Source organism: Natronobacterium haloterrestre (assembly GCF_900112205.1).
GTDB lineage: Archaea > Halobacteriota > Halobacteria > Halobacteriales > Natrialbaceae > Natronobacterium > Natronobacterium haloterrestre.
In genome coordinates this window covers 84,690-101,473 of sequence record NZ_FOKW01000011.1, presented here as the reverse complement: position 1 = coordinate 101,473, position 16,784 = coordinate 84,690, and the positions used below count along the sequence as shown (strand labels likewise).

The 16,784-nt window shown below is 58.0% G+C and carries 15 protein-coding genes and 2 pseudogenes; 11 read left to right on the top strand and 6 right to left on the bottom strand.

Going from position 1 to position 16,784, the window contains the following annotated elements:
• The first annotated feature begins 27 nt into the window (after positions 1–27).
• Positions 28–474, top strand: coding sequence for a type VII toxin-antitoxin system MntA family adenylyltransferase antitoxin (gene mntA, locus BM113_RS18530; protein ID WP_007142024.1), 447 nt, complete (start codon positions 28–30; stop codon positions 472–474).
• The gene (locus BM113_RS22955) at positions 474–608 is read left to right on the top strand and encodes a hypothetical protein (protein ID WP_007142023.1); all 135 of its coding nucleotides are present in this window, start codon (positions 474–476) and stop codon (positions 606–608) included. The genes mntA and BM113_RS22955 overlap by 1 nt, the downstream gene beginning before the upstream one ends.
• On the opposite strand, the pseudogene BM113_RS22950 reads toward BM113_RS22955, so the two are convergent.
• Both BM113_RS22950 and BM113_RS18520 read right to left on the bottom strand, forming a co-directional pair.
• Positions 543–753: pseudogene (locus tag BM113_RS22950) on the bottom strand (type II toxin-antitoxin system PemK/MazF family toxin); the annotation flags it as partial. The gene BM113_RS22955 and the pseudogene BM113_RS22950 overlap by 66 nt on opposite strands.
• 9 nt (positions 754–762) lie before the next feature.
• Entirely contained in the window at positions 763–1,035 is a 273-nt protein-coding gene (locus BM113_RS18520; RefSeq protein ID WP_007142022.1) for an AbrB/MazE/SpoVT family DNA-binding domain-containing protein, read from the bottom strand.
• A 90-nt stretch (positions 1,036–1,125) separates the two neighbouring features.
• On the opposite strand from BM113_RS18520, the gene BM113_RS18515 reads away from it, so the two are divergent.
• The gene (locus tag BM113_RS18515) at positions 1,126–1,542 is read left to right on the top strand and encodes a MarR family transcriptional regulator (protein ID WP_177209221.1); all 417 of its coding nucleotides are present in this window, start codon (positions 1,126–1,128) and stop codon (positions 1,540–1,542) included.
• A gap of 72 nt (positions 1,543–1,614) precedes the next feature.
• Here BM113_RS18515 and BM113_RS18510 read toward each other — a convergent pair whose 3' ends face one another.
• The 3 genes from BM113_RS18510 to BM113_RS18500 form a co-directional block, all read right to left on the bottom strand.
• The gene (locus BM113_RS18510) at positions 1,615–3,909 is read right to left on the bottom strand and encodes a hypothetical protein (RefSeq protein WP_245758104.1); all 2,295 of its coding nucleotides are present in this window, start codon (positions 3,907–3,909) and stop codon (positions 1,615–1,617) included.
• 340 nt (positions 3,910–4,249) lie between these two features.
• Positions 4,250–6,415, bottom strand: coding sequence for a hypothetical protein (locus BM113_RS18505; RefSeq protein ID WP_245758103.1), 2,166 nt, complete (start codon positions 6,413–6,415; stop codon positions 4,250–4,252).
• A 30-nt stretch (positions 6,416–6,445) separates the two neighbouring features.
• On the bottom strand, positions 6,446–6,925 hold the full coding sequence (locus tag BM113_RS18500) for a hypothetical protein (RefSeq protein WP_089789499.1): 480 nt from the start codon (positions 6,923–6,925) through the stop codon (positions 6,446–6,448).
• Positions 6,926–7,318: 393 nt separating this feature from the next.
• Here BM113_RS18500 and BM113_RS18495 point away from each other — a divergent pair, with 393 nt between their 5' ends.
• The 6 genes from BM113_RS18495 to BM113_RS18470 all read left to right on the top strand — a co-directional run bounded on the left by BM113_RS18495 (position 7,319) and on the right by BM113_RS18470 (position 13,461).
• A complete protein-coding gene (locus tag BM113_RS18495) occupies positions 7,319–8,119 on the top strand; it encodes a hypothetical protein (protein WP_089789498.1) in 801 nt (266 codons plus the stop codon).
• Positions 8,120–9,385: 1,266 nt separating this feature from the next.
• Positions 9,386–10,696, top strand: a complete 1,311-nt coding sequence (locus BM113_RS18490) for an RNA-guided endonuclease InsQ/TnpB family protein (protein WP_089789497.1) — start codon at positions 9,386–9,388, stop codon at positions 10,694–10,696.
• Between the two features lie 416 nt (positions 10,697–11,112).
• On the top strand, positions 11,113–11,487 hold the full coding sequence (locus BM113_RS18485; protein ID WP_089789496.1) for a MarR family transcriptional regulator: 375 nt from the start codon (positions 11,113–11,115) through the stop codon (positions 11,485–11,487).
• 260 nt (positions 11,488–11,747) lie between these two features.
• Positions 11,748–12,263, top strand: a complete 516-nt coding sequence (locus BM113_RS18480) for a winged helix-turn-helix domain-containing protein (protein WP_089789520.1) — start codon at positions 11,748–11,750, stop codon at positions 12,261–12,263.
• 6 nt (positions 12,264–12,269) lie between these two features.
• A complete protein-coding gene (locus BM113_RS18475; protein ID WP_089789495.1) occupies positions 12,270–12,815 on the top strand; it encodes a PIN domain-containing protein in 546 nt (181 codons plus the stop codon).
• A 397-nt stretch (positions 12,816–13,212) separates the two neighbouring features.
• On the top strand, positions 13,213–13,461 hold the full coding sequence (locus BM113_RS18470) for a UPF0175 family protein (RefSeq protein WP_089789494.1): 249 nt from the start codon (positions 13,213–13,215) through the stop codon (positions 13,459–13,461).
• 139 nt (positions 13,462–13,600) lie between these two features.
• Here the strand turns inward: BM113_RS18470 and BM113_RS18465 are convergent, their stop codons facing one another.
• Complete coding sequence (locus BM113_RS18465) at positions 13,601–14,851, bottom strand: RNA-guided endonuclease InsQ/TnpB family protein (RefSeq protein WP_089789493.1); 1,251 nt, start codon at positions 14,849–14,851, stop codon at positions 13,601–13,603.
• A 156-nt stretch (positions 14,852–15,007) separates the two neighbouring features.
• Between BM113_RS18465 and BM113_RS23050 the strand changes: the two are divergent.
• A pseudogene (locus tag BM113_RS23050) lies at positions 15,008–15,215 on the top strand (antitoxin VapB family protein).
• A gap of 105 nt (positions 15,216–15,320) precedes the next feature.
• Positions 15,321–16,739, top strand: a complete 1,419-nt coding sequence (locus BM113_RS18455) for an SWIM zinc finger family protein (protein WP_089789519.1) — start codon at positions 15,321–15,323, stop codon at positions 16,737–16,739.
• The last annotated feature ends 45 nt before the right edge of the window (positions 16,740–16,784 follow it).

The window sequence follows — 16,784 nt, the reverse complement described above, 5'->3', positions numbered from 1 at the left end:
AAGACAGTATCCCGCGTAGCTGTACACATGCGAGACGACGCTCGCGTTTCGGACGACGATATCGACGGTCGCGTCGATCTCGAGGGGTTCCGATCGGTGTTTGCGGACGCTGCCGTTCAGTATGCGGTGCTATTCGGATCGTACGCGACCGGCGCGGAGACCGACGCCTCGGATCTCGACGTCTGTGTGCGGTTCCCCGACGAACTCTCGAGACGCGAGCGGTTTCGCCGGCGCAATCGCATCGACAGCGCGCTGCAGTCGTATGCCGACCCGTTCGTAGACGTGAGTGATCTTGAGGCGCTTCCCGAGACTGTCGCACTGAACGCGCTTCGGGACGGACAGCTGCTGTACGGTGATTTCGAGACGAAAGCGGCAGACGAGCGACGACTCGAACGGCAGGTCGACGCCTCGAGCGATGAACGGGACCGACGACGACGCGAATTTATCGACCGCCTCGCCAAGGGTGACGTCTGATGGTCGACGAAGACGTTGTCGTCCATCGTCTGGAGTTGGTTAACCAGTATACAAACGAGTGCAAAGAGATGCGTGACGTCACTAGAGAAACGTATCTCGAGGATGTCGTTCTGCAACGCGCCGTCGAACGATGACGTAAACGGAACGACGACAGTTGTCGGAGCATTCTCGTTTCCGACGTCGTTCTGGATGACGAGACACGGCCGTGTACCGTGCTGTTCTGATCCGCGTGGGTGGATCTAACTCAACGATGGCGATATCACCGCGTCGGATGTGCATTGCTCTCTCCTACGCCTCCCAGTCAGGAATATCGCCGAGATGGTCATCTGCTTCCTGCGAGACCGCGTCCAACTCGTCGGCGAGATCTTGATGCTGTTCGGCGCGCCGACGGTAGCCTTCGGCGAGGTCCTCGCGTGAGATCGGTTTCTCGATAACGATTTTGTTACCCTCAGCGCGGATTGTTACCTCGTCGCCGCCTCGAATATCGAACTCGTCTCGGAATCGTTTAGGAAGTGTCACCTGCCCATGCTCCCCGACTTTCCGTTTTTCTGCCCCAGTCACACATATTCATATCATATCCAGACGCTTAACGATGGTACTGATAGTTGCGGGTCATTTTACATGGATGTAATCCAAAACTCCAATAGTGATATGGGTGACTCCCAGGATAGCGATCCGTTCTTGGTAACCCCAGAAACTGACGAGTACGATGCGCTCGGCTTCCTCGTACGGAACCGAGGAGAGAGATACAGTCCAGCTGAAATCGCGGCACGTGCAGACATCAGCGAAGCAAGTGCATCCAAAACACTGACCCGTCTCTCCGAGAAGGAACTGGTCGAACACGATAAGGGAACGTACTACGTTAATCCCGATCGCGCAGAACACCTGAAAAATCGGCTTGAATCGGTCGACGCTGCAGTGCAACTCTTTGAAGCAGCTCCTGATGACGATGCGTATGCTGAACCGGGATGGGAAGACCACGTCCCGAGTATCGACAAGAACGGAAATAACGGCGAGCCCAGATCTGAGACCTCCAGCTCGGACCTTGTTGAGGATCCCCAGGAGTAAGACACGACGTACAGCCGGGGGAAGGATTGGAATCACCCACGAATTGGGTCCCTCGAGAGATGACCGCCGTCTTCAGCCTTCATCCTCGATAAACGACAGATCCGGCGACACCAGCCCTTCCGAGAACCGGAACCTTCGGTCGACCAGCGTCTTGTTGTGGTCGTCGGTGGCATCGACCTCGAAGTAGGCCCGCAGCGCTCGTCCGAACCACGTTTCGTTGGGCTCTTTGAGATCAGTTTGTTCCGTATACCACGCCTTGAACCGCCGTCGCAGCTCGGGGATCGGAATCTCAGCCCCCTCACGTTCGACTGTGACCAACTCGACGAACGCTTTGCTCGCTTCCTCGTAGCGAATCGAGGCGCTTTGCTGGGGTTGCTCCCACAGCGGCGGCTTTTCGAAGATGGTGAAGCCGTTGTTCGACTGGAATTCGACGGTCGTGTTCTCGAGGTACTCGAATCGCGTCGGGACGAGTGGCTTCCGGACGAACGAATAGCCGCTCGCGGCTGCACCTTTCGTGGATCGGCGCCGAAGCACTTCACCGGAGGCCGACTCGAGGACCCATTCGTCCCCTTCCTTTCGGACGCGTGGCGTGTTGTACTCGAACGCATCAACCGACTGTTCCGCGTCGCCCTCGGCGAGTATCGAGCCGTCCGGGCCGACCAACTGCAACCTGTCGTCGGGCGTCAATCGCCACGTAGCTTCGGACAACTCGCGGGGAAGGAGATACCAGACATCGTCAGCAGCTCGATGCACAGCCTTGCGCTGGGTGTACAGGACCGTCCACTCTTCGTCAGTATCCTTAAACGGCATGCTGACGGGGCCCTCTTTGGCCTCGGGATTCGTCGTCCACAGCTTGCTCTTTGCCTCAGCGCGGGTTTCAGTGACGATATGCACCTGATGGCCGTGATAGGCAGCCCGTGCGAGGTTCGTGATGAGCGCTGCCGGCTTCGTCTTGTTCGCGACTTCGATTTCGTGGAAGTGGACAACGCCGTCCGTTTTGCTCACGATATCCGGCCGGGATTCACCGTCAAGATACTGCGTCGTCGTCGGATCGTGATCCGGAATATCCACGTCGATGACGTCCTGATCAACGGCAACGATCTCGTGACCGTGACGGAGCAAAAATTCGATTCGTTTGTTGACCAATTCCTTGTGGCGATCCGACTCTTCATCGGAGTCGTCGGTCACTGCGGTCGTATCGCCGGGTAGTTCGAGCCCGTAAGACTGTCGCGTCCCCGGACTTTCACTGCCGAGTTCTTCGGTCGTGATCTCCGGTTCGTCTGTGGTAGTCAGTTGGCCAAACGAACTCACCTCGAAGTACGCGGGCACCGCTGTGAAGAAATGCGGCAAGTCGGCTTTGGAAATCGGAATGCGTCCATAAGCGCCGAAGAGTTGCTCGTAGCGATCATCGTTGTGGACGCGGCCGGCAAGCAGTGCCCGGTAGTCCGGGCAGCCCACTGCAACCTCCTCAATTGACCCGTCCCGGAGACTCATCTCATCGAGTTGCTCGAGTTTGGACGGATGGGTACTCTGCTGGTCGGCGTATCGTCGATGTGGTTTGATCGGCAGCGCCCAGTTATCGGTTGCTGGACCCGGAACGTACTCCGAGATCCGATACTGGTTGTCCGCAGCGAGGTGCTTTTCGAGGTCGGCTTCGGTGACGATTCCGTGCCCAGTCCCAAACGGCGCGAGCCGTGCCGTGACAAGAAAGTCGTGCGATTTCGATGAGCCGGCCGGCTCTAACAGACACTGGTGGATAAACGAGATGCGGTCCTCGTTGAGCGTCTTGACGAGTTCGACCGTCGCGGCTTTCTGTGACGTTTCGACGGGATCGAACGACAGGTTCGTCGGCTGCAGCAGGCGGCTCGTCGGAACCGGCATCTCCCCGAGTGGCGCGAGATCGATGGTACAGATTTGGGTCCCGATTTCACCCTCGAAGTGGTCGTCGACGATTTCTTTGATCCGCTGTGCTCGCGTGTCCGGTTTTCCATCATCGCCACTCGAGACCGGCTGCTCGGAACTGATGGCCGACGAGGATTCACCAGCATTCTCGTCGGGATCCTCACCATTAGGTTCGTCGGGATTCTCGCTACCAGTCTCATCGGGATCCGCAGTATCCGTTTTGTCGGGATCCCCGACGTCAGTATACTCGTCAAGGGTCGTCTCGCTTTCACGCGCAGCCGCTTGGGTGTCCGTCTCCGAGTCCTGCTCTTCGTCTAGGTCCTCGAGGCTCTGATTGTGGGTTGTCTCCGTACTGTGACCGATGAGGAAATACTCCTGTTGAACCTCTCCGGGCCACGTCAGGAGTTCGAGCATGTCGATACCGTACTCCTCGAGGATGTCCTCGGCGATGTCATCGAGTTGCAACAATCGGTCTAGCCGACGATCCTCGTCGGCATGACCGGGGAACATCAAGCGAACTGCATTGGGTCGACAGTACCGGAAGTTGCCGTTACTATCGACGTACCGTATTGATCCGTTAGGTGATTGCATTTATTTGTGATCTTCTGTTTTCGGAGCGTTGATCGGCGTTCGATACGACTGCCACGCCCGCTGACCAGAGTGAGATCCGAGTCGTGGGCTGGCCTGGAGACCGCGTTTCGAGGAGAGGCCGGTAGCTTCCCTCAGCCCGGTCGTTCGGACCAGAGGGGCCAGCACTTCGATCGATCCCGTTCGTGGGGTATCGCGGATGGACATGGTCGTGGTCTCACTCAGTCGCTGATCGGTCGTGGTGAGCCGATGCATCCGAAGACCGGCCGTGAGCAATCGCGAGCGGGAGATCCGCAACTGGAAGCCACCAGGAGCGATTTTCCAGTACGACCGGTTCTCTCGTATCCGTCCGAGCGTGCACCCAGTTCGGTAGCGCTCGGGAGAGTCGGTCCCGAGTGGGTACCGGCCACGTGATCCGGCCATCGTACCAGGTCAGAAAGCGCTCGAAGAACCGCGGGGCCGTCCTGCTGCTCTGAGCGGAAACGCCGACCGTGTACGTCTCGAGGAACGTCTCGAGGGCGCGCTTGTAGTGACGTCGTCGAGACTCCAGCGTCCTCCCGTCGTCCCAGCGTTGCGAGCGGATCGGTTCGACGAGCGAACTCCCCGCCCGATACGCGACCGTCACGTCCGTACAGAACAGCGGCTGGATCGGCAGTACTGGACGACGCACAGCCCGATAGTCGGTCGCACACGCTGCCAGCGACGGCCGCCGCTCACGGACGCTTCGATCGTCGTTCAATACGATCATCGAATCCCCGCGCTTGGTCAGCCGTGGCGTCTCGAACGTATACGACGAGAGCGGCGCTGTGACCGGCCCTGACGCCAGGCACCGATCACCGGCGTACAGAGATCGCTGTCCGTCGGAGACGGTCCAGTACAGCGGTTGCGACTCGCGCTCGGTAACGACGATGTCGCCGTCACCAGTGTAGACGAACGCGGGAATACTGTACACCTGCTGAACGTCGCGAGTACGGCGGCTCGCATACGGGACTTCGAGGACGTCACGGGCCCACTGGGCTGTCTCCCGTGAAGGTGTAACGACCAGCAGATGTGACCCCTCTCGCAGCGCACGGTTTGCCGCCATGATGAGTTCGCCCGCTGTTCCAACGACCTGGTCCGAACTCTCGCCGTTGGGATCGACCAGCACGACAGGCCCGTCGTCGGCATCGTCGTTCGGGTGGCCCCGGAAGTGGGGATCGCCTCGCGACCGCTCATCGAGTGTCTCAGCGTGATAGCCGGTCTCTTCGAGCCAGCCGCCGGTAAACGCCCTGAGCGAACCGCCGGTCTGGACGCCGAGTTCCGTCATAGCGGGATGTGGACCGCGAAGAAGCTCCTCGTGGTCCGTTCCGGCCGCTTGCGTTCGTACGGTCTCGCGGATGAATCGCGGGGCAAAGCGAGTCGGTTTCGCCGGCCAGCGACACGTCTCGTAGTGGGGCGTCACGTCAAGTATCGCTTCGAGTTCGGCAGTCGACAGCGCCAACGTAGGGTCGACCGGAAACGGTTCGTAGGGGTCCGCTGCCGGCCGGCCCTGCAACAGTGCTGCATACTCGTGGGTACTGTCCCGGAACCCCAACGACATCAGCGCCGCTAAAGCGTTCGTGGTCCCGGGGCTGGTCATCAGCCCGGGAAATCGGCTGCTGTGTGGAACGTTCCGCTCCCAGTAATCGTCTGCCAGGCGTCGACTCGAGGTGATCCCGTCCGGCGTGGTGCGATCGATCGGACAACTGGGTGAGGCGTCGAGCGACGCTGCGAGTCCGTGACGGCCAAGCGGTCGTTCCGCCCGACCGATGTCGGCGACGCGCGCGGTCACCCGAAACCGGTCCGTCGACTCCCGTTGAACGAGCAGTTGACCGACCGTCGGGATATTGTGCTTGTGATTCCGGGCGACGATCTCCCGGAACAGCGACTCGAGTGCCGACCCCGACGGTGGCTCGTCCGTGTAGACGAGTCGACTCGTCGGTGCGGCAGCGATACCGATGAGATCGAGTACGAGGGTCCCTCGCTCGATTCCGTACCAGTCCGGAAGCCGTCGTTGCAGCAGCGCTGCCAGCTCGTCTCCGCCGGCAGTCCGTCCGGAGCCGGCTTCACCGGCACCATCGGCCAGCCAGCCCGTGTTGTGTTGGGCTGTCTGGCTACCGTGAACAACGAGGGTCGCCGTTCGTTCTCCCGTCAGGACGAGCAGTTCGACCGAGGCCAGTTCCGGGACGGCCGTACTCGCGTTCGTAATCGCCTCGCACAACGGTCCCGCAAGGGCCCCGGAGAGGCGAAGCGACGACTCATCAAGGCCGCTTTGACAACAGTGGATCGCACCGTGGCGCGCGACCGCCGGAGTCCGGTCGTCCGGTATACTGTCGATCGCCGGCATTCGATTGACCTGTTGCATCATAAAAGTGGAGATGAGTGGAGCCGGTTGCTACTGCTCGTTACCGGTGCTGGTCGTGGTCGGTGGTGCGATCGTGTAGTTCAGTACGTAGCGAGTTCTGTCTTTACCTCGCGGACCCGTTTCGAGCCCTTCTGCGGCCAGGAGTCGACCAAAGCCGGGTCGGCTCGGTACAGCGGTTGCGGTGACGTTCCGACACCAGCAACAGAACTGTTCGTAGAGTTCCTCCAGTGGCACTGCTTCCGTCCGATCCGTTGTCTCTGCGAGGAACTCGTCGATAAACAACTGGAGCGTCGCTGTGTAGATCCGACTCGGCCGCGACTCTTTGTCGATGTATGGGGGAACGTATCGCGTGTACGTCCCTTGCTCTTCGACGTAGATCCGGACGACTGTCTTGCGGAACAGCTCGGTTCTGGAAACTGCTTCGATGAGTCTCCCCGCCGTTGCTCGAGTGCCAACGTAGACCTCGACGGCGTCCGCCTCGTCGTCGATCTCCGACGTGAGTTCCGACAACAGAGCGTCGACGGCTCTTGACGGCGATTCCGTTTGCTGGACGCCCGCGTCGGTCCGGTACAGTATCGTCCCCGGCTCGATCGTCTTGGGCGTCTGCTCGAGACGGGGAGTGTCAGTATCTCGGTCGGCTTCGAAGTATCTGGCCGCTTTTTCGCAAAGCTTTCGATGACTACGGCCAGTATCCGTGGGTTCTGGTACTCTCATTCGTGGTTCGCGATGCGCAGGTGCCTGTCTACGCAGCCAGTAGCTGTGATCGATGCGCCGGTCTGTGTGGGTGTGTCCTGCTGGTGCACCTGCGTGTTGGCAGAGAAGGGTGAGAAATCGGCGCGGTCACTAGATGATCGTTCATGCAGCACCAATTTTTATTGCCTCCCGTTACGACCCCGGAGCTATATGACAGAAGGACAACCAAAATCCGGCGATAGTAACGAAGAAATAAATATTGACCGCCCAGCTAGCCTCGATGCAGACACTGTACTTCCGGACTGGGTATATGAAGTACTCGAGGAAAATGACGTAGCGTTCGAAGACATCTTTGGAACGCTGGCGGAGGATACGGGCAAATTCTGTAAGGGACTGAACGGACGGGATCTCTACCGGGTAACCGTTTTCTGCTTGCTGCAGTTACTGATAGCTAGAACAAACCGGCGATGCCATCAGCTAGGGAAGATTATCGATCAGCACAAGCAGTGGCAAATCGGGTATGAGCGCGGGCCAGCGTACAATACCTACTGGAATGCCGTCGACAACCTAGTTGATGCTGGTATTGTCGAGAGGGTCAACGATGGGAAGAAAATAAAGTTCGGGCTTCCAGAGGGAAAAGACATCGCGCCAGCGTTTCAGCCGGATAATCCCGATAATATCCTCGACCGTATCACCCTAGACGACCCGACCCCGAGGGACGAACTCGAGGCGCGGATAGTGCCTGGCCTCCGTCAAACTGTTCGACCCCAGATTCGGTCCGTATCTGGATATCTTGCATGGCTCGGGAATACGTGGGATCTGGGTCTCAAAGCCCTGATCGTTGGTGTGGCACTAACGGCAGTATACGTTGAGACACCACTGTTTGGGGCGGTCGGTCCAACACTGGCTGCGGGGATCTTCTGGGGATTCATCTCGTTCGGTATGACAGCCATGGGAGTCGATATTCTCGATCAGGTCCGCGCTGGATATCAGGAAGCCAACCACTGTTGAGATCGGCGACACCGATTTTCCTCTCTCTGGGTCGACCAGTGAGCGATACCCCCAGTGGTCTCAGTTGAGATCATCCAGTTAGCCCCTCCCAATAAATAACTGGTATCTGACTAGTCCCGTGATATAGTAACTACACTAGCGCCCGACTACCCTGACCACTACTGGCAACTAGGCTGTGTCTCTCCCATAGTATACTACACTAAACCGCAGGACGGAGGCAGGCCATACTACCTGAGGCCGATTGAATATAATAACAACAACGCCACTACTGCAACAGCGGTGCGTTACGAACAGCAAACTATCTCCTCCGTGAGGGGACCTCAGAGAACTGGCCAGGCCAAACAGGAATTTCTCAGCGATAGCGCGGGGTCCCAGACGGGATCAAATCGAATGGGGGCCCTCTATCGGACCGGTTTTGTCCTCCTCCCGAATAGATATTATATCTTATTTTTGGGTGGTTGTGCCAGTCACTGAGTGACGGGACCTGTTGCTCGATATCGGATCAACGTCGGTGACTCGAGAGGGAATCTTCTTCTCGAGCGGTCTCGGCGTAGCCGTCGGGTCAGAGACTATACCGGGACACGAGTTCTTCCGGTAGCAATGGCCTGTCGGGGCCTGCGCGAGTCGGTCGTTACGGACTCCCCTGGGGTGGGTAACTCTCGTCCAGATCAACTCGAGAGTTCTGAAACCGGGGTATTCCGAACAGGATCGGGGTACTCCGGTTTTCTGTCGGGAGCAGTAGCGGAGACTGGACGGTTCGTTCCGGTCTACTCGAGAGGATTCCTATCCGTTCAGGATTGGTTTCGGATCACTTCTTTCGAGGGTTGGTTCGCCGTCTCTGTCTGAGTGCTCTCCCTCCGTGGTGGCCAGCGGCACTCCTGTTGTCTTCGTCACAGCCAGTCCAATATTGTCTTGTTATTATATCCAATCGGTGCTGAGTAGTATGGGCCACCCCCGTCACGGGATTTAGGATGGAATAGCACCCATCCTACTCATACTAGGTGAGAAATTAACCCATACTAATTACAGCAGTGTGTTTCCGAAAGCTGGCAGGCAGAATGCTGTGAGCTATCTTCTTACAGCGAGAGAATCCCGCCGTTCACGGCGTCCTCAGAACGCGAAGCGTTCTGATGGGCATCGCAAACCTTCGGTTTGCTCAACGGGCGTGAATCGCGTCACTCAACTACGCGAACCACCGCTCGATAGCGGGCTGGATATTCCACGCTAATCCACACCATTAAGTTGATTCATTTACATGGACTATGTATGGCGATTGAGGTCACGCACACCTACGTTGGTTCGATCCAGAACCACCGGCAGGTCTGCGATGGCCTTGACTCGCTCGGAGACTCCGCCTCGAAAATCTGGAATGTCGCACGATGGACAGCCGACCGCATCTGGGATGAGACCGGTGAAATCCCAGACGAGGGTGTGCTGAAATCGTACATGAAGAACCAGTCGTGCTGGAAAGACCTGAACGCACAATCCAGTCAGAAAGTCATCGAAGAACTTTCTGACGCTTTCCAGTCGTGGTTCGATCTGCGACAGAAGGATGACGAGGCGAATCCACCCGGCTACCGCAAACACGGCGACACCCGGCCCAAGAGTACGGTTACGTTCAAAGCAGACGGGTTCGAACACGACCCAGAGAACAACCGCGTCCGGCTCAGCAAAGGGTCGAACCTCAAGGAGTACTGGTCAGACTTCATCCTCTGCGAATACCAGACACGCCCCGACGTTGACCTTTCGGAAGTCACCAAGGTACAGAACGTTCGAGCCGTCTGGAACGGCGACGAGTGGGAGCTGCACTTTGTCTGCAAAGTCGAACTCGAAACCAGCGACTCCGCAGGCGACGGCGTTGCTGGAATCGACCTTGGGATCAAAAATATCGCCACGGTCGCATTTCCCGACGAATACGTCCTCTACCCCGGCAACTCGATCAAGCAAGACAAACACTACTTCAAGCGAGCCGAGTACGACACTGCGGGTGAGAACGGCCCCTCGGAGAAGTCAATGTGGGCACGTCGGAAACTCGCAGATCGTGAAACGCATTTCTACCACACGCTTACGGACACCATCATTACGGAGTGTGTCGAACGTGGTGTCGGCACGCTCGCGGTGAGTTGGCCTGAAGACGTGCGAAACTCAGACTGGGGGAAGAGTGGCAACAAGAAACTCCACACGTGGGCGTTCGACCGCATTTACCAGTACCTCGAATACAAAGGCGAGATCCGTGGCATCGAGGTGCTGAAAGAAAATGAATGGAACACCTCGAAAACGTGTTCAGCGTGTGGTGACGACACGAAGTCGAACCGGAAGCATCGTGGATTGTACGTCTGTTCGTCGTGTGAGTTGGTAGCCAACGCCGATTGTAACGGGGCGGAGAACATGAGACAGAAGATAACTCCGAGTCCTCACGGTGAGGATAGGAGTAACGGCTGTGTGGTGGTTCGAGAGACCGGAGGTCCCTCGTCATCACGAAAGGCGCATAGCGCCTTTCGAACGACACAGCCATCGGTACACCTGTTCGACCGCGAGAGCGGGACGTTCCAATCGAGAGAACAGGTCGTATCGTAGACCAGCAAATATCCCACCCTGCGGTACGGGAAGCCTCGCCGTTTACGGCGAGGAGGATGTCACTCGTCAGACGGCGATGACATGGTATTCGATGGAGCCTCATTGGCCGGGCCACAGCCCTAGACAGGGGGAAAACGAGAGTTTCGCCAGAGTGTCTCTGGTTCCCCTTGAGTGCGGGTTGGAACCTCGAACACCACACTCGGCGGAAATCCGATGGGTGGATTCCACGTCCTTCAGGGCGTGAAGGAGGTCAATCTAAGAACCCGCCTTTGACACTGTGTGACTGTGCAGGATCGATCCTACCCCGACGCTGTCTTGCGTTCAACAAGGCATGTCAAAAATAACAACCACCAGTCGAATCACGGTAATTTCACTAGTAACATCTATAACGGAACGCACGCTACTAACGCATAGGAATGTCAATCGACAGAGAGACGTTCGAACGATCGAGCGAAGAGGAGCTCGAGGGGTTATCGACGACGGATCAGGTACTCGGATTCCTCGCCGCCAACGACGACCAGGCGTTCAAGGCGCAAGAAATCGCGCGACACACTGGCCTCAACGAAGGAAGCGTAAGCACTGCCCTGTCACGGTTAAAGAACCGTGACCTGGTCGAACATAAGGGAACGTACTGGGCCGTAACTACTGACGACCGACGTCTCGAGAGTCACGATGGATATGCCCGTGCAACTGCGCTGTTCAACGAGCAGCTTGCCGAAGAGGACGGTGAAGCATGGAAAGAGCACGCTCCTGCGGATCCTCACCCGAGCCTGACGGATGATGAAGAGTGACGGAGGCCGAGACACCCATTTATCGCCTGGCATGCCACTCGAGTGGTCGTCGGTGGTCACGACGAGGAACGGGATTCGACGGTTACCCTGAAGACAACAGCTGTCATTGGTGCCTCCACTCATTGGCCAGTTCGAATCACTTTTTCAGTGAGCTTTTGCAACGGTTGTATCTCCGCTGTCTGTGAGATGCGACTCTGAGCCGGCTCGTTCGATTATGTTCAACAAGTCTTATTGCAGCTTGCGTGCAACTCGCTACTAAGATGGCAACGAGAGAGGCAAACTGGGATACGCCACTCGATACTGGCGGCGAGGCGTTCGAACTCCTCGGGAACCCCCGAAAAGCATGGATCTATACCTATATCCGGCACCATCCAGAGACAACGATCCAAGATATCGTCGAGACGCTCGATCTCCCACAGCGAACGGTCTACGAATACGTTGACGACCTCGAGACCGCAGGCTTCGTCGAACAGTCGAACGACGGGCGTCCAGCGGAGTATACGGCGCACGACATTGATCTCCACCTGGTGACTGGGGATTCGGAGCGACAGATCACGCCAGAATTAATCGAGGCGATTGCCCGTCGAACGCGGGATGAGGACATCGATACGTACATTGATCGCCACGGACTCGACGGGCTCGCTATCGCGCTCGAGTACGCTCGCGAATACGTTGACGGATCAGTCACTCACCAGATCATGGCTCGTGAGCGAAATCTCTCGCCCATGGAAGCAGGAGTTATTTTGGATGCACTCCGACCTGTCGTCGAAGACTGATCTGATATGGAGAGTGATAGCGATATTATCTTTGTCGATTCGTCGATTCTCATTAGTTGTGGACGGCGTGAAAGCACACGATTTCAGGCACTGGCTCGTGAAGCTCGCCGCCGCGATGCTGTCCTTCGTATTTCCCCACAGGTATATGCCGAAGTGACTAGTGATCCTGCTCTCGATGAGTACACACCTGACAATTCCGCGGTTGACGAAGCACTTCAGGAGGGGTGGATGAAGATTACTGGGAGCCCGTCATATTCGAATTCGGATGTCTCGAGCCTTATGGATCAAGCACGAAGCTTCATTGCCAATTCCAGCGATCGGTCGGAAGACATCGTCGAAAAAACGGATACAGAGATCGTGGGTCTAGCACTGGAAATGCTCCTCAATGACACTGCTGATCGAGTTACAGTCGTAACAAATGACATTCCGCTTGGGGAAGCTGCGGAAGCGCTAATCCCGAGGTATGGTTTCGATAATGACCAGGTGATCTGGCTCACTGGTGACGAGTTCGCGGATGAACTCAGCGATGACTTTGTCTCAGAATTTAATTAATCCACCACATTCCCAACCGGAAAATATCATTTCGCTGTCAACCCCCTCGTGTCACCCAGAATCCATCCGCGGTCGATCTCTCCGGAGACGGCACCCCACGAAGCGTCGGGGTTCTTGACAATGACTGACATCCGCCGCGAGGGCTGTCCACTCGATGAATACGTCCCCTCAAAAAGTTCGTCCGTTCCAGGAACCCTCATTCCAGGCCGAGCACACCCGTTCGCGTGGGATCGATGGCCGTGGAGCTCCTCGCTCGAGCGGTCGTCGGGTGTCGTACACGGTGACCGAATTTGTCGCTGCTTCTGTGGCCGACGACTGGCTCCGGAAGACGGGGCTAGACTCCAGCAGAATACATGCGAACCAAGAGTCTTTGTAGAAGAGGGGATAACAACAGTATATGCGGACGATTGATGTCCCAGCAGACGTCTACGATTCCGTCAACGTCCCCGAAGACGAGCGAGAGGACGTTCTTAGACGGGAGTTAGCGATATCCCTCTACCGGGAAGGGATGCTTTCGTTCGGAAAGGCGCGCGAACTCGCCGAACTGTCGCGCCGAGAATTCCACCAGCTTCTCGGTGAACGTAACGTCGAGCGCCACTATACGGACGAGGAACTCGCTGAGGATCTCGAGTATGGGCGACAGTAAGGTAGTTGTCTCTGATACGTCGCCGCTGCTCAATCTTGTATTGAACGATTCGAACCAATCAGAATCTTGATCCACAGTGACATCCTCCGCGCCCTGAAGGACGCGGCTTCCCGTACCGCAGGGTGGGATATTTGCTGGTCTACGATACGACCTGTTCTCTCGATTGGAACATCCCGCTTTCGCGGTCGAACAGGTGTACCGATGGCTGTGCCACACAGCCGTTACTCCTATCCTCGCCGTGAGGACTCGGAGTTATCTTCTGTCGCATATTCTCCGCCCCGTTACAATCTGCGTTGGCTACCAACTCACACGATGAGCAGACGTACAGGCCACGTTCGACACGGTTCGACGTCGTATCGTCACCACACCGTGAACACGTCTTCGAGGTGTTCCACTCGTTCTCTTTCAGCACCTCGACGCCACGGATTTCGCCCTTGTATTCGAGGTACTGGTAGAGACGGTCAAACGCCCACGAGTGCAACTTCTTGTTCCCCGTTTTGCCCCAGTCTGATTTTCGTACGTCTTCAGGCCAACTCACCGCGAGCGTGCCAACATCACGTTCGACACACTCGGTGATGATTGTGTCCGTGAGAACGTGGTAGAAGTGGGTTTCACGCTCTGCGAGTTTTCGACGTGCCCACATCGACTTCTCTGATGGGCCGTTCTCACCCTCAGTCTCGTACGCTGCTCGGGTGAAGTAGTGCTTGTCCTGTTTGAGCAAGTTACCGGGGTAGAGAACGTATTCGTCGGGAAACGCGACCGTGGCGATGTTCGTGATTCCAAGATCGATTCCAGCAACGCCGTCGCCTGCGGCGTCGTTGGTTTCGAGTACGACTTTACAGACGAAGTGTAATTCCCACTCGTCACCGTTCCAGACAGCTCGAACGTTCTGTACCTTGTTGACTTCCGAAAGATCAACGTCGGGACGAGTCTGGTACTCACAGAGGATGAAGTCCGACCAGTGTTCTTTGAGGTTGGAGCCTTTCGAGAGTCGGACGCGGTTGTTCTCTGGGTCGTGTTTGAACCCGTCTGCTTTGAACGTGACTGTGCTCTTGGGCCGAGTGTCGCCGTGTTTGCGGTAGCCGGGCGGATTCGCCTCGTCGTCTGTCTGTCGCAGATCGAACCACGACTGGAAAGCGTCAGAAAGTTCTTCAATGACTTTCTGACTGGATTGTGCATTCAGGTCTTTCCAGCAGGGTTGGTTCTTCATGTACGCTTTCAGCGTCCCTTCGTCTGGGATTTCGCCTGTTGCGTTCCAGATACGGTCGGCTGTCCAGCGTGCGCTGTTCCAGATTTTTGAGGCGGAGTCTCCGAGCGAGTCGAGGTCATCGCGGACCTGTTGCTGGTTCTGGATAGAGCCAACGTAGGTACGAGTGACCTCAATCGCCATGTATAGCCTATGTGGATAATCCAACTTAATGGTGTGGATGATCGTGGAATATCCAGCCTGCCACCGACAGTGGATTGTGTCGTTCAGCGACGCGATTCACGCCCACCGTAAACGGTGGGATTCTCTCGCTGTTCAAAGATAGCACTCCCAACGAGCATGGTCCATTGGATTCGCCTCGAGGACGAGGTCTACGATCACATCAGAGCTCACAAGCGTGACGACGAGTCGTTCAGCGACGCGGTAGACCGGCTCACTGATAGCCGGTCTCCACGATCTCCGGGACGTCTTCGACGACGATCAGGTGACCCAGATGCGTGACGTCATCGCTGCCACAGAGCGGGCTGGCCGCCAGAGAGACCGATAGCACAGACCGGCGTCTGCAATAGCGCTCGAGTGAGAGGTCGTGTTCGTCCGGTTCTCGAGGTCGACCGAAACGCTGTTTCACCGTCCTGACGTTCTCCCGACTACCGTGCCCACGTTCGCTCGCTCCGGCTCCGGCTCCGGCAAGTGGCACCTCGTCGGCCCCGACGGCTGCCGATACGGTCGGGAGTTCGACGCCGACGACGCCACGCCCGACGACACCGTGACTGCAATCGATATCGTCGCGTACGACACACCCGGCGAGCCCGCTGCCGCTCCGACCGGCCCGATCTCGCCGCCAACCAGCGGTTCGATGCGAGGCCGTTCCGACCAGCAGCGGCTCGTCTTCCCGGTGGCTATCCGGGACGGCGACGCCGATCTGTGCGGATCGTGTCGCGCCGAACTCGAGCGCCAGCAGCAACGACGGGCCCGAGTTATCGCCGATCTCAAACGCGTGACGACACGTCGCGATATCGACTGGGATCGAACGGACCGGGAGACGCGCCGGGCCTGTGACTGGTGTCGGGCGCACGAGCGGACGACCTACGACGGCCTCGGCGCGACCGTCTGTCCGGTCTGTCGCCGTCTGTTCGAGTCGCCGCTTGGCGAGCCGAGCGACGACCGAAGGCCGGATACCGATCGGCTTCCCGAGACGCCGACGGACCCGATCGCGCCGATCGTCCTCGAGACGGATCTCCCGGACTACGAACCGACCGAACTCGTCGGGAGCAACCGGCCGGTGATCACGTACCGCGAAAAACGCACGTACGCCGAGGTAATCTTCGAACTCGAGCGCACTGGTCACGGCTTCTCGGCCGAGGGAATCGCCGAACTCGAGTCCGTCCGCACGGAGTACGCCGACCGCGTTGCCACCGAGGACACTCACCAAGCCGAGGTCACGCTCGAGATAGGGACGACGCCACGGACCGTCACCCTCGAAAACGTTCTTCCGGCGGACCGCGTCGACGTGATCGACGCCTGCTGGGACGTCGTCAGCGACCCGTCGTACTGGTTCCCGCTGGGGTGGCCACAGCAGGGCTACGTGCACCGGCGAGGGGCCGTGCCGTCGATACCGGGTGACGACCCGGTCGTCGAGGAGTTCCCGCGCCTCCGCACCCGAAAGGCGTCGTCGGCAGTCGACACGGACACCCTCCGGTCGGTGACCGACCCCGGACGGTACGAGCGCGGCGAACGCTACTACGAACGCGGGGCCGTCACCGACGCCGTCCGGGTCGACGAGCGGCTCCGGGCGACCGTACAGGGAAGCCAGCCGTACGAAGTCCAGGTGACGCTCTCGAACGGGAGCTACGTCGAGGGAGAGTGCAGCTGTCCCGACGATACGGTTCCGTGCAAGCATATCGTCGCAGCCGTGCTTGCCAGCGGCGACGTCGAAGATATCGGCGCGGACCGATCGCTTGAGGCAGTACTCGAGTCCGCCACGCCAGACGAAGTGCGGACGCTCCTTCGGAATCTCGCCGAAGAAGACGTCTCGGTCCGGAAACGGGTGTACGAGACGCTCGAGAAGTGAGCAGCGAGCAGGTCGTACTGGCGGGTGCGAAAACGGAGCAATTCC

Bases quoted from the DNA above. Each gene is read 5' to 3' on its own strand.
- BM113_RS18470 (WP_089789494.1), top strand. From the start codon at position 13,213: ATGCGGACGATTGATGTCCCAGCAGACGTCTACGATTCCGTCAACGTC.
- BM113_RS22955 (WP_007142023.1), top strand. From the start codon at position 474: ATGGTCGACGAAGACGTTGTCGTCCATCGTCTGGAGTTGGTTAACCAG.
- BM113_RS18495 (WP_089789498.1), top strand. From the start codon at position 7,319: ATGACAGAAGGACAACCAAAATCCGGCGATAGTAACGAAGAAATAAAT.
- BM113_RS18475 (WP_089789495.1), top strand. From the start codon at position 12,270: ATGGAGAGTGATAGCGATATTATCTTTGTCGATTCGTCGATTCTCATT.
- BM113_RS18485 (WP_089789496.1), top strand. From the start codon at position 11,113: ATGTCAATCGACAGAGAGACGTTCGAACGATCGAGCGAAGAGGAGCTC.
- BM113_RS18490 (WP_089789497.1), top strand. From the start codon at position 9,386: ATGGCGATTGAGGTCACGCACACCTACGTTGGTTCGATCCAGAACCAC.
- BM113_RS18465 (WP_089789493.1), bottom strand. From the start codon at position 14,851: ATGGCGATTGAGGTCACTCGTACCTACGTTGGCTCTATCCAGAACCAG.
- BM113_RS18480 (WP_089789520.1), top strand. From the start codon at position 11,748: ATGGCAACGAGAGAGGCAAACTGGGATACGCCACTCGATACTGGCGGC.
- BM113_RS18515 (WP_177209221.1), top strand. From the start codon at position 1,126: ATGGGTGACTCCCAGGATAGCGATCCGTTCTTGGTAACCCCAGAAACT.
- BM113_RS18505 (WP_245758103.1), bottom strand. From the start codon at position 6,415: ATGCAACAGGTCAATCGAATGCCGGCGATCGACAGTATACCGGACGAC.
- mntA (WP_007142024.1), top strand. From the start codon at position 28: ATGCGAGACGACGCTCGCGTTTCGGACGACGATATCGACGGTCGCGTC.